The following is a 12,936-nucleotide window of genomic DNA, read 5'->3' as shown; positions in this document are numbered from 1 at the left end:
CCATCGCTCCGGCCAGGTCGTTTACCATCCCCAGTCAATAGCCAGTCCGAACAATTCATTGCTGTGTGACTGAATTGCTTCGTCCAGGGCTTCTTCGGGCCACTCTGATTCTTGTTCGTCCTTCGATGTGCGGAGCAAGAGTAAGTCATCTCCATCACTGAAGCCGGCGTCAGCAAAGTACGAAGTTGGCCCTTCGCTGGGCTTCTCGTCGTCCACAAGTCCCTCCAACGCCAGGGCCTTGGCTTCGGCAGTGGTGTCGGACTTGGGTGTCGCTACATCGGTAGTTGTCGTACCTGACGAAGCAGCAGAGACAATTTCGGTAGTTGTCGACAGGGCAGCCAGTGCCGCAACGGGTTGGCTGGTGCCCAAGTGGTTCCGCCAGACGGTAAAATCGGCGAGGTCCACCTGGCCATCCCCATTGCCGTCCGCCGCCAGACCGGTACCGGCCTGGCCGAACGATTCCTTCCACAGCGAGTAGTCGCCCGTATCGACGGTGCCGTTGCCATCGAAGTCGCCGGGCAGATTGTTACTGGCCACCGTATTAGTCGGGAGGGATTGGCCCAGGTGATTGCGCCAAACGGTGAAGTCCGCCAGGTCGACGTTGCCGTCGTTGTTGCCATCGCCCGCGATGCCGCTGCCGGAAAGGCCAAAGTTGGCCTTCCATACTTCGTAGTCGGATCGGTCGACCGTGCCACTGCCATCGTAGTCGCCGGGCAGGTCATCCACGCTCTGCTCATTGGGACTGGTTTGGGCAGCGACGGGGGGATCGAAATTGCCAACTACTGGCAGTGACAACTCGTCGCCAAACTCCGCGTACAGATCGGCTCCGAATGGAACCGGCTCGAACGCGTGATCGAGCAAGCTGAGCGTTCCTTCTTGCAAGACAGTGTTGAAAGCATCCGACAGCAAGAAGTACCATTCGGCCGTTTCACGCAGCGGCTGCGAGGAGTTGCGTGGAACGAACAGGCCAATGTCGTCGACGCCATCCTGGTCCATGTCGGCCGCGACTGGGCGCTCGAGCACTCCCGAGAAACCCCACTGTAGCGAGTCGAACGCACCAAAAGCCCCGAAAGCACCGATGCTGAAGGCAAAGTTGAAAATGTTGTTGTTGAACACGCCGACGTCGTCGATGCCGTTGCCATCGAAGTCGCCAACGATCGGGATGCCCAATAGTCCCGTGTTGGCGACCACCTCACCCGCTTCGATCACGAAGTTGTGGTTGAAGTCAAACGCCCAGTTGCCGGCGTAGTACAGGCCGATCTCGTCGCCATTGGCCAGGTTGTCGTCAAAGTTGCCGGCAATTGGCAGCGCACCGGCCACGTTGAAGTTGGCCAACAGCGGCTGCGCACTGTACACATCGGCCACGCCATCGCTGTCGAGGTCGATCAGCCAGCGATGCTCAACGGTCTCGACCGAGTATCCGTAAACGGCAAGCTGGTCGAAGTACCGATCGGCCACCATACCACCGCCACCGAATCCACCGCCCACAAACTTGCCGGCGAACACCGTGTCATGGGTGGCGAACCCACCCGGCGCTACGTCGGGGCGGTCCATGGTGAAGGTCAGGTCGACGTTGGTCGCGTCGTTGCCGATCTGGCCATTGGAGGGATCCCAGACGAAGTTGCCATTGATGTCGATGGTGATCGACGATGGGACGAAGGTGCCAATTTCGGGCCGCGAATCGATGGTGAACCGGGCCACGAATTCGCCGCCAGGCACGCCATCGCCAGTGGGGAACGTGGGATCGTCCAACGGACCCGTGGCATTGGATTCGCCATCCAAATTGTTGCCGGCAGGATCGACCAGGTTATCGGAGACGGTCAGCGTGTAGCGATCGTCAGGCAGGTACTGGTCGAAGGTGATAATGATCGTTGCGGTGGCAACCTGGCCATCCGCCGGTGCATCGTTGATGACGTCGACATCGATGATGCCTATGTGACCGACATGGTCTCCCACCAAGGTGTAGTTGCCCAGGGTCTCGGCAATGTCTTCCTTGAGGGCCTCGTACAGGAAATTCGGGTCGGCATTGGATCGCTCAGGAAGATCTCGCACATGGATCGTGATCTGGTTGGTGAGCGGCGTGAAGCCGTTTTCCGAGGGCTTGGGATCGAACAGGTCGTACTCCGGATCTACGGTGGGATGCACCGCCCCCGTAGCGCCTGCCGGGTCATAGACCTGCGGCCCTTGGGTGTCGATGAAGATGTCGAGTTCGTCCACTCCATCTTCGATCTGGTCGTTCATCGGCATGGGGTTGCCAGCGACGTCCTCGGCGGTGACCAATAGTTGACGCAGGCCGTCCTTCGGTAGGCCGACGATCTCGTTGAGGTCGAGAACCGACTCGATCTCCCAGTACCCGTCCGGGTAGGCCAGGTTGCCGTCGTACGGTACCGCGACGGTCATTCCCAGGAAGGTGTCGGTCAGCAGGTCGATGATGCCGTTGCCATTATCGTCGTGATACAGGCGGACGATGGTGTTCGCTTCGGCGTATCCCCACAGGTTGGGTGTGGTGTCGCTCGTCACGCGATCGGCATAAGTCATCGGCATGGTAGTGACGCCTGAGTCGCTATCGGCATCGAGGCCATCCTCGGCGTTGACGCCATTTGGCAGGCCGAACGAGACGGGCGGTGTCATCGTGTCGAGTGTGATCTGCAGCGAATCGGAGAGCAGGTGCCTGCCCAGTTGTGCGGGATCTGCTGCGTCGCGAATCCAGACGGCGGCCGCAATGTGGTTGAAATCGCCTTCATTCAAATCGCCGGCCGTGGCGGTGAATTCCCAGATGTTGCCGACACCGGTGTAGAACGCGAAGCCAATCGACGTGGCGTTGTTGAACACCTCGACGCCGTAGTCGAAACCAGCCGTCGGGGCATCGTCGTCCACGGTGTCCGGCATCATATCGATATTCATGAACTCGTCGATGCGGTCGTCGTCGAGGATGATGTTGAAGGTGGGCGTCTCGATCTTGGTGACGTCATCGGTGTTGTTGCGTCCCGAATCGCTATCGGCCTGCAGGTCGACCAGTTCGGGGATGGGGGCAGCTGTCGTAATGGCGGTGAAGTTGTAGACATTGATGCCGGTAACACCCTGGTCGCCGGCGCGGCCTTCGACGCGCAGGTAGTAGGTGTTGTTGCGAACCACAGGCACGACAACTCGCTTGCCGATCTTGATGCCATTGGGGTCGTCGAGGTCGCTCGCCATGGCGATAGAGACAGGAACCCCATCGGAGTCGAGCACCGTGGCAACCAGGTCGCCATTCACCGGCAGGCCAGGGCGGCCGTTTTCGAGGGTGCCAATCTCTTCGAAGTAGAGCTGCAGATCGAGCGTGCCGGTCTCCTGGGCGACGAACTGATAGAAGTCGTTATCGCCGGGCACGCCGAACTCTGGAATGCCGCCCGGATCGATGGTCGGGTCGATGTTGATCGTCGGTCCAGACCCCAGGAAGGTGGCATTCGGTCGGGTATCATTCGACTCGAACGGATCGGCCTTGAAGATCACCAACCGACCAGCTCCATCGGTGCCTGTACCGCCCGTAATGGGATCGAGCGGCGTGACGTTCACGAACTCGATCTCTGAGTAGTCGACGGGGGCCAGCGAGCCCACGGTGATCGATCCACTGCGCTGGTCGGCACCCTGTCGCTGAATCACCAGGTCGCCCAGGCCGAGGTCCGGCACCACCAGGCGATCGCTGGCGTTGGGGCCGTTGCCCACGACCTCGTAGGGGATCGTCTGCCCGGGAACGCCATTGTTGGCATCCAAATCGCCATACTCATCGGCATGTCCCACGCGAATGGTATCGTCGCCGGCGAGCCCTTCGACGATGATTCGCTCGAGCGTAGGTGAGTTTGCCGCATCGGCGGGTGCCAGTGCGAGGTTCGTCTTGCCGACCTGTTTGACGCCCTGTGTGGGCCCGAGCACCGAGAGGGTGTAGTCGTCGGCCACTACCAACGAAGGAGCGTCCTGAATGACGCTGATCAACTCGCCCAGGAAGGTACCACGTACGACAAACGTGTCGTTGCCCAGGCCGGCGTTGATGATGTCGTCGCCAGGGCTGTCGATGATGGTATCGTCGCCCGATTCACCGACCAGGCCATCGTTGCTGGCACCGCCTTGCAGGGTATCGTTCCCTTCGCCACCAATCAGGTTGAGCGGCGTATCGACCAAGATGGCACTGCCGTCGATGGTGTCGTTGCCGCCGGCACCGTCCGCTGCCAGCGCGACGAAGCTGGTGGCACTGGCATCGGGCAGGGCTTCGATGCGGATAGTATCATTGCCGTCTTCGCCATTGGCCTGGATGCTCTCGAGCCCCGTAGGCAGGTCGGAGTTGTTGATGACGATGGTGTCGTCGCCTCCGCGGGCGGAGATTTGCAGGCCGGTTTTGTTTTCGAAGGCGATCGTCTCAAATCCGTCGATCGAGACCAAACCACGTCCGGGAAGTGCCGGACCATACGTGATTTGATTCGCGGCGCCGGTGCCTTGCACGTCGAGTATCAGAGCGGGTACCAGATCGATGATCGGTTCAAGGTTATCGAAATCGATCTGCATATCGATCCCCGCCTCAACCAGATCTGTGTCGTAGAGAAGCTTGCCCTCATCCGGTTGTAAACCCGGAGTATAGGTGATCTGTTGCACGCCATTGGTGGATGTGCCGATGACTTGAAGTTCGTCCGATCCGATTCCACCATCGAAGAAAATGGGCGTGCGGATAACATCCGTGCCTTCGACATCAACGATCAACTGGTCGTTGCCCGAAAGGGTGCGTACCTGAAGTTGATCGGTGACCTGCATTGCGGACGTATTGAGAGTATTCACTACTCCGGTGATCTGGAGGTCGCCTGCAGCATCAAGTGAGGCGGTGAGAACATCGCGATCGCTGCTGCCTTCGACGATGAGCGTCTCATTGGCCCGGCTATCGAACAGATAGTTCTCCGCACCTTGCAGGTCTTCGAGCACAAAAGTGTTTGTCGAGTCGGCGGTGCTGGAAATAAGTGTAAATTGGTTCAATGCGTCGAACTGAATGCGGGGTAGCGTGCCCGAAATCACTTCGTCGCGTCCCACATAAGTGGCTGCCTGCACGCGAGCGGCGGCGGATCCGTTACCGACGTTGACGTCGAGATTGTCGTCGAGATTGGCCGCGTCGTAGACGATGAGTTCGAAGCCCTGCGACTGCGTGGCGACGCCGGCATAGCCGGAGATCTCGACCACGTCGGGATCGGCAGAGCTAGGGTTGATAATCACCGACTCGGCCACACCCGCGGTACCTTGCATGTGTAGGACGTCGGTAAACTGACTGCTATCGCCGCCGTGGATGTCATAGTTCGTGACGACTGGTACGAGGTCCAGGTCGAACGAGAAGGTTAGATCGTCGTCGCCGCTTTGCAGGTCGATATCGATTAAAGCTGTCAGCACATCTTGGATATTCTGGCCGATCCCAATCTGGAAGTCGAAGTTTTGCGGTACGAAAACCTCCGTATCACTGACTTGCAGTAGCCCAAACGACAAGGCATTTACGCCAGAGGGGTCAGTGATGAGCAGGCCGTCTTGTGCCGCTGCACCTTCGCCGCCGTCAGGATCGAAGTTGCCCAGCGACAACGTGACGTTGTTGTCTTCCTGGACCTCGGAGCCCTCGCTGAAGGCCGACTGGTCCATGATGGTGATGTTGCCCGTTACCGGATGGATGAACACATCCACAGCCAGCAGATGACGCTCTTCGAGCGGCTCGCAGCGCAAGGTGCGACTGCGTTTGAACTCCATTGCGCGATCGACGGAGCGGAATAGGCGAGAACGACGGGCAGAATTCGAGCGCGGACGGCGTGCCATCAGTGGACCTCTAAGCAGCAAAACTTGGTGCCAAGTTCCGCCGCCGCAACTCCCCCGATTGAGATGTGCAGCGACGGACAACCAAGCGGTCCGTCGCGCAATATATGACCGTCCGTGCACGGTCGAGCAGCCTCCCCCAGCCCCCGAGAAAGAAATACCAGGGCTTGGGCCTCCGACCCCACAAGCAGATAGAGTATCGGAAATCCGAAGCCGTTACAACGACCTTGCGGGTTATTGAAGCTGTTTTGCGTGGGTAAATTTTGGCGGCGTCGCTGGTGGTGCGCACCGATCGAACGAAAAAACGCCAGGGCCACCCAAATGGGCGGTCCTGGCGTTGGTGCTTGTCAGTGTTTTTCTGGTTTTTCGCTCGAAAAGTGCCTAGAACCGCCATTCGACGCTGGAGGTCAGACCGCTGAACGACAATGTGTCGCCGATGTCCACGTAGTTGTCAGCCTGCACGGCGTCGACGAAGTCGGGCGTTGTGGCAACATTGAACCAGTGAATGGCGGTGTAGCCGATCTTAGCCCGCCAGCAGCCCGAGCAACTGGTCCAGGCCAGGCCGACCTCGTACTCAAGCATGGGAGCGACACGGTCGTCTTCCCAGCGGACGATGGCCAGGTCGCTGACCGTCGTGGCGTTATTCATGCGGTAGTCGCCGCGGAATGACCCCACCAGGGCACTCGCCGACAGGTTGCCATAGGCCGAGAAGCAGCCATGGCCAAGGATCCGCTCGCCGTCCAGGCCGACTCGCAGGCCGGTGCCGTCGAAGTCGATCTGGGTAGTGGTGTCGATCACGCCACCTTGCGAGCCACCGAAAGTACCCAACTGGCGGAAGTCCTGTTCCAGACGTCCATAGCGAGCACCGACGAAGTAGTTCATCCAGCCACAGTTCGATGCGCGGAACAACCGTCGATAGTCGGCGTCCAACAGCTGCATCTTCAGGTCATAGTCGGCATTCACCGGGCCAGCCGAGCTGGTGATGTCGGCTGCCGGATGATGAACCAGTGATCCGACCGTTCCCAAACCACCACCCACGTTGGCGGGGATGTCGAGGCTATCGATTGCACTCGATTCGAAGAACGTGTAGTTCACTGCCACGCTGGTGCACATGTCGCAAGCCACCTGGCCCCCCACGCGAAAGCCGGGCTCGTGATCGGGATCGGTCACGCCAATCAGGCCAAACGGCGTGGTGCCCGCGCCGCCGGTGCCGTTCTGTTGCTGGGCGTGATGCATATCCGCCCCCGTAGCGTGCAGGTACAGGAACGTACCCCACACCCCGGTGCGATGCGCCCACGGCGGGGTGCAAGGATCGCAGCAACCCGTGTCGCAGCACTCCAGGTCACAGCTGCCACAGCAACCGTCGTCGCAGCAGCCTGGTGCGTCGCCATAGGCGCTGCCATAGTCGTCGCTTACATAAGCCCCACCGGAGTTGCAGTCGGAGCAGAAGGCCAGTTGCTCCCACTTCGGCTCGTTAATGGATCCGCCGCGGTGCAAGTCGTTGAATTGTTGCGCGCTGGAAACATTTGCCCAACCGCCGGCCAGGGTCAGCAACATGGCCGACCACCGCAGTCCGGTCGTGAAAAGTCTAATTGTCATCTCGATTCCCCCCTAATGAATCTTGACCACCCCAAAGAGTTGGCTGGCCGGTGGGACGCATCCAATTGGGTCTGTGCGTCCGACAAGCGACCCACTGGTTATGGGTTTGTACCGGTTCTGCCGACTACGAGAGTTTTTCGGCGAACCTCATACGGCTTGTTCGCATTGTTCGAGATATTCCGGTTAGTTAAACTGCGCGGAATCTGCGGCCCACGTCGAGCAGGCAGTGCTAGCACTGGCGGGGGGGGCGGATTGCTGTTCGGAGGCTTATGCCTGCGATGATCGCGTGGCGAAAACTACTCGGCCGGTAGTACCAGCGGTACTTCGTCTCCGGCCGTGAGCGTAAGAGTTCCACTGGCCTCGCGAATCTCGCCGTCTGCGTAGTAGGGCCCCGCCGCTTCGACTTCCAACTCGCCGGCCCGCACCGTCGCCAGCGGGGCAGCGGTGTCGGCGAGCCACTCGATGAGCCTGGCGCCCAGTTCGCGAACCATTTGCGGGTTGGAACTGGCCAGGTTGTTCGCCTCGGCCAGGTCGGCCTCCAGGTCGTACAGTTCGAAGCTTTGATCTTCGTAGTTGTACAGTAGCTTCCACTTGCCGGCGCGAATTACCGATTGCGGATGCTGATCGCGACCGCCGCCAATCAGATACCCTGGAAGGTGCCAGTACAAGGCATCGCGATCGAGCGTCGCCTCGGCATCGGCCAGGATTCCAGACAAATCCGCACCGTCGAGTGTTACTCCTTCAGGTAGGCCCGCGCCCGCCAACGCGGCGAACGTGGGGTAGAGGTCGATGCCCGAGACGGGCGTGTGGTTTACGGTGCCGCGGTCGACGAGCGTGGGATTGCCGCTCCAGGCAACCATCGGCACGCGAATGCCCCCCTCATCGAGCTCGCCCTTCTGACCCTTCAGCGGACCATTGTTCGACTGCGGTTGCTTGCCGCCATTGTCGGAAAGGAAAATGACCAGCGTATTCTTATCGAGTGTTTGCCCTGGATTACGCGGGTCGTCGGTCGTCTGCAGGTAGTCGATCAGCCGTGCGACGCTCTGATCCATGCCTTCGATCAACGCGGCGAACGAGGCATTGCGATCTTCGTCACCAGGCGTCTTGGCTTGGTACTTGGCCAACAGGTCTCGGCGTGCCTGTTTGTTGCCGATGGGCGTATGAACGGCGAACGGGTGAAATTGCACCATCAGCGGCTTCGTCTTGTGTTGCTCCATGAACCATGTCGCCGCGTCGGCCATTGCATCCGAAACATGAATCGGCGTGCCCACCAACTGGTCGATGCTCTCGGGCGACTGATTTCTGGCGTAAGGCTTGATGTGTCGGTCGACGTAGTCCTGACTATAGAAGCCTGCGAACCTGTCGAGCGAGCTGCTGATGTGGGGGCCAAACTCACCGTCGTTGCAATGGTATGCGGTTGGCGCACCGGCTCGACCGCCGCCCATGTTCTCCAGGAACCCATGCTGTTGCGTGATCGGCCGGCCGGAGGTGGCGACGTGAAACTTGCCGACGTGGGCCGTGGCGTAGCCGCCGTTATCGCGCAGGTGTTCCGCGTAGGTAAACGTCTTGGTCGGCAAGGCGTCGTCGCCGCGGGGCAGGCCCTGGCGAGGACCCACCAGCAACGTATCCGGACCGCCGCGGTTCAGATGGTCTACCTGGTAAATGTTGTTTGTTGGCCGCTGCGCCCATTGGCCACTCAGGATCGCAGCGCGGGTGGGGGCGCAGTTTGGCCCATTGGTGTAGGCATTGGTCAGCGCCATTCCTTCGGCCGCCAGTCGATCGATGGCGGGCGTCTCGTAGAAGTCGCTGGCATGCCCCCTGGTGGTGAGCGGATTGCTCGTATCGCACCATCCCAGGTCGTCGGCCATGATCAACACGATATTCGGCTGGGCAGCCGCAAACGAACCGCTCGCCACGATCACGCCGAGTGCGAGCAACCAACCACATCGCCTGTAAACGTACTGCATCGTCGTGCTCCAAATCGAGAGCGAGAAGAATCAAGCAAGCAATATCATTATAGTCAAAGTGGGCGGGACACACTTCCGGGGGGCATGGTAGATGCGATAAGTGGCGGGGTTTTTCCCCAACTAGTGCTACCCGTTCCCTATCCGCCGGGCCAAACGCCCGGACCGGCATCGCCTGGCAGCTACGGCGTGTCCAGAATTGGTGCCCAGGAATGCCCCCGATGCGTGGGCGCGCTGCACAGAGGCCCAGGCAGGCAATATGCTATCTATCGATGCAGACGGACCAAGCAGCAGACCGCCACCTCGACGATGGAAGCGCTCCGTCCGGAGAAACGTCACCAAGCCTGCGTGAGGCTTGATTTAGGCGGCCTCGGCGGTCTCTTCTTCAGAGGAAGACTCGGTTGCCTCGGCAGGCTCGGCATCTTCGCTCTTGCCCTGCTCGTTAGCCTGCTCCATCTGCTGCAGCACTTCTTCGTAGTTGTCAGGCAGGTCGTCGTTCCTCATCACCATACCACTCTCGCGGAGGCGTTCGTGAACCACGGGCAGGAACACTTCGGCAAATTCGTGGCAAACACTGTCGATGGGAGCTTCCTCTTCCGTCGAAACGGCGGTGAAGTACAGCTTGTACAATGCACGACAGAATCCATATTCCAGCCGGGGATCTTCGGGCGAGGTCCATGCAATGTTCACGTCCTCGACCGTCTGACCATCGCCCAGAGGTTCGGGCTTCCACCAGGCCCAGAACACGCGCTCGTAGACCGGTTGCCCCTGGTTGGTAGCTCCCTTGAATTTAGCTGTCCGGAACTTCGATTTTGGAATACCTTCGACAACAAAGGGCTGGACACTGGCGCGTTCGACTTGTTCGTAACCGGCACCCCTGTAACAAATGTTGGGGGTGTGACGCGACACATTGCGGAAGTGGCCAACAATGAGCCAGACAGTAACGCGCTGGTCGGGGGAGTTCTTATTGACATAGGTGCGGCTGATGTAGCCATCCGCACCAGCAGTCTTCCTCACTTCCGGATCAACTGGGTTATCTGTTCCAACCCAATCGCCAATTTCCTGCGGGATCTCCGTCTGGAGCAAGTAAGCGCACTGCTGGGCAGGTACGTTCGAAGTCCATACCCAATCCATCATCCGCCACTGCACGTAAGTGAGTGGAATGAGGACAAGGCCGACAACGATGAAGGGCAAGTATTTGAGCATGGAAGGTCCGCCGTGGATCCCAAGGATGTAGGTACGACGCCGTGCGGCGGGGAAATCCGCAAAGGCGGTGGGGGTAAACTTTCACGGTAGGCGGTGCTCACGGGAGTGTCAAGCGCGCAGGACCGCTCAGAAGCGGGCTTTGGATCGCTACCGCGGCATATTTGATACGAACGGTTCGACCGTACGGTTCGCGCGGGTCACTCGCCCATAAATTTCTTCACCACATCGTCTGGAGCCGGGCCATAGTCACTGGGGGTCATCGAGCAGCCCGCCCGTCCCTGGCTGAGACTCCGCATTGCGCTTGAATAGCCAAACAGGTTGGCTAGCGGAGCCTCGGCATGCAGCACTGTGTCCGTACCGCGGGTTTCCGTTTGGTGAATAATGGCTCGTCGTTGCTGCAAATCGCCCACCAGGTCGCCGACATGCTCGTCGGGCGTGGACAGCTCGAGCTTCATGATCGGCTCCAGCAATACCAGGCCTGCCTCTCGCAGGCCCATGTCGAACGCGTGGTTTGCCGCGGTACGGAACGCGATGTCGGTCGAGTCGGTTTCGTGCACTTCGCCACCCAGCACTGTTACCTTTAGCCGCATCAGCGGGAAGCCGATTGTGCCGCCACCGGACGCTGCCGTCTCGAGTTCCTCCATCACCACGTTCAGGAACTCGCCCGGTAGATTCTGATTGGGATCGATCGATACCACGACCGGCGGCGCATGGGCAGCCAATGGGCCGGTGGCGACGAACGGCTCCACCTTTAACCGGACGCTCGCCGCGTGTTGCACACCGTTGATCAGGCGATTGCACTCGCCGGTCACCTCCACGGCCTTTTCCACCGTTTCTCGGTAGCTCACCCGTGGACGATGGACCTTTACGTTCAGATTGAAGTCGCGCTGCAATCGATGCTGGATCACCTCCAGGTGCAGCTCGCCCATGCCGCTGATAATGGTCTGCCCGGTCTCTTCGTTCTCCACTGCGGCGAAGGTGGGATCCTGCTTGCGAAGCATGTCAAGCACGTCGCCCAGCTTCTTTTTGTCCGCCGTGCTCTCCGGTTCGATGGCCATGGAGATGACCGTCTCGGGGAACTCGATCGACTCCAGCAAAATCGGCTCGCGGGTATCGCACAGAGTGTCGCCCGTGATGCTCTCGCGAAGACCGATAATCGCTACGATATCGCCTGCCTGTGCGCCGGTCACTTGCTCGTCTTTTTTCGAGGCATGGATCCGCCACAGTTGCGCGACGTTTTCTTTCTTGTTCTTGCCGGCGTTCAGCACCCGACTGTTCGGTTTCAGCTCGCCCGAGTAGATGCGAACCCAAAACAAGTCGCCCGTCTTGTAGGGCAAGATCTTGAACACCAATCCACAGAACGGCTCGGATGGATCAGGCTTACGGTAGATCTTGCTCGGCTCGTCGTCGTCCTTCTTTTTGCCCGCCTTGCCGGTTGGGTCGGTGCCCGCCACCGGAGGCATCTCCAGCGGGTTCGGCAGGTAAGCTGCCACGGCGTCCAGCAACGGCTGTACTCCCATGCCATGCAGCGCCGAGCCACACAATAGAGGTTGAATCTGCTGGTGGACCGTTGCGTCGCGGAGCACCTTATGAATGAGTTTCTCGGGGATCTCTTCCTCCGCCAACGCCAGTTCCATCAGTTCGTTGCTGTAGTCATAGAGGGACTCCAGCAACTTCTCGCGGTAGAGTTGCGCTTCGGGCAGGTGCTCTTCGGGAATGTCCTCCACGTCGATGCGAACATCTTCCTTGCCACCGGGGAAGGTGAGCATCTTCATCTTGATCAGATCGATCACACCGCGGAATGGATTGTCGGTATGGGGGGGGCCCTGCCCTATCGGTATCTGCAGCGCTACGGGAGTCGCTCCGAGGCGTTTCTCGATCTCATCGACCACCGCGTAATAGTCGGCCCCCTCGCGGTCGAGCTTATTGATAAACGCTACGCGAGGTACACCATACTTGTTGGCTTGCCGCCACACGGTCTCGCTTTGCGCTTCGACACCCTCGCGGGCGCTGAACACCACCACGGCACCATCGAGCACCCGCAGGCTACGCTCCACCTCGGCCGTGAAGTCGACATGCCCCGGCGTGTCGATCAGGTTGATGTTCACTTCTTTCCACGGAAACTGCACGCAGGCAGAATAGATGGTGATGCCACGCTCCCCCTCTTCGGGATCGTCATCCGTGGTGGTGGTGCCCTGATCCACGGCGCCAGCGCGATGCTTCACACCGCTCACCCACAGCATCTGCTCGGTGACGGTGGTCTTACCGGCATCGATATGGGCAATGATGCCGATGTTGCGAATTTTTGTTATGTCGGTGGCCATAATTCTCTAACCGCCAAGGACGCCCAGCGCAC

5 protein-coding genes are annotated in these 12,936 nt (G+C 59.7%); all 5 read right to left on the bottom strand.

Annotation, left to right across the window (positions count from 1 at the left end; all coding sequences use genetic code 11):
• Positions 1–21: 21 nt before the first annotated feature.
• The 5 genes from NG895_RS12845 to fusA all read right to left on the bottom strand — a co-directional run bounded on the left by NG895_RS12845 (position 22) and on the right by fusA (position 12,904).
• Positions 22–5,748, bottom strand: a complete 5,727-nt coding sequence (locus tag NG895_RS12845; RefSeq protein WP_252852907.1) for a dockerin type I domain-containing protein — start codon at positions 5,746–5,748, stop codon at positions 22–24.
• Positions 5,749–6,192: 444 nt separating this feature from the next.
• A complete protein-coding gene (locus NG895_RS12840; protein ID WP_252852906.1) occupies positions 6,193–7,410 on the bottom strand; it encodes an Lpg1974 family pore-forming outer membrane protein in 1,218 nt (405 codons plus the stop codon).
• Between the two features lie 296 nt (positions 7,411–7,706).
• Positions 7,707–9,377, bottom strand: a complete 1,671-nt coding sequence (locus NG895_RS12835) for a sulfatase (protein WP_252852905.1) — start codon at positions 9,375–9,377, stop codon at positions 7,707–7,709.
• Between the two features lie 357 nt (positions 9,378–9,734).
• A complete protein-coding gene (locus NG895_RS12830; protein WP_252852904.1) occupies positions 9,735–10,580 on the bottom strand; it encodes an exosortase-associated EpsI family protein in 846 nt (281 codons plus the stop codon).
• 197 nt (positions 10,581–10,777) lie between these two features.
• A complete protein-coding gene (gene fusA / locus NG895_RS12825) occupies positions 10,778–12,904 on the bottom strand; it encodes an elongation factor G (protein ID WP_252852903.1) in 2,127 nt (708 codons plus the stop codon).
• Between the last annotated feature and the right edge of the window lie 32 nt (positions 12,905–12,936).

Origin of the sequence: Aeoliella straminimaris, assembly GCF_024054565.1 — a bacterium.
GTDB classification, from domain to species: domain Bacteria; phylum Planctomycetota; class Planctomycetia; order Pirellulales; family Lacipirellulaceae; genus Aeoliella; species Aeoliella straminimaris.
The sequence above is the reverse complement of the archived record's forward strand: the minus strand, read 5'-3'. Positions and strand labels throughout refer to the sequence as shown.

Bases quoted from the DNA above. Each gene is read 5' to 3' on its own strand.
- NG895_RS12845 (WP_252852907.1), bottom strand. From the start codon at position 5,748: ATGGAGTTCAAACGCAGTCGCACCTTGCGCTGCGAGCCGCTCGAAGAG.
- NG895_RS12830 (WP_252852904.1), bottom strand. From the start codon at position 10,580: ATGCTCAAATACTTGCCCTTCATCGTTGTCGGCCTTGTCCTCATTCCA.
- NG895_RS12840 (WP_252852906.1), bottom strand. From the start codon at position 7,410: ATGACAATTAGACTTTTCACGACCGGACTGCGGTGGTCGGCCATGTTG.
- NG895_RS12835 (WP_252852905.1), bottom strand. From the start codon at position 9,377: ATGCAGTACGTTTACAGGCGATGTGGTTGGTTGCTCGCACTCGGCGTG.
- fusA (WP_252852903.1), bottom strand. From the start codon at position 12,904: ATGGCCACCGACATAACAAAAATTCGCAACATCGGCATCATTGCCCAT.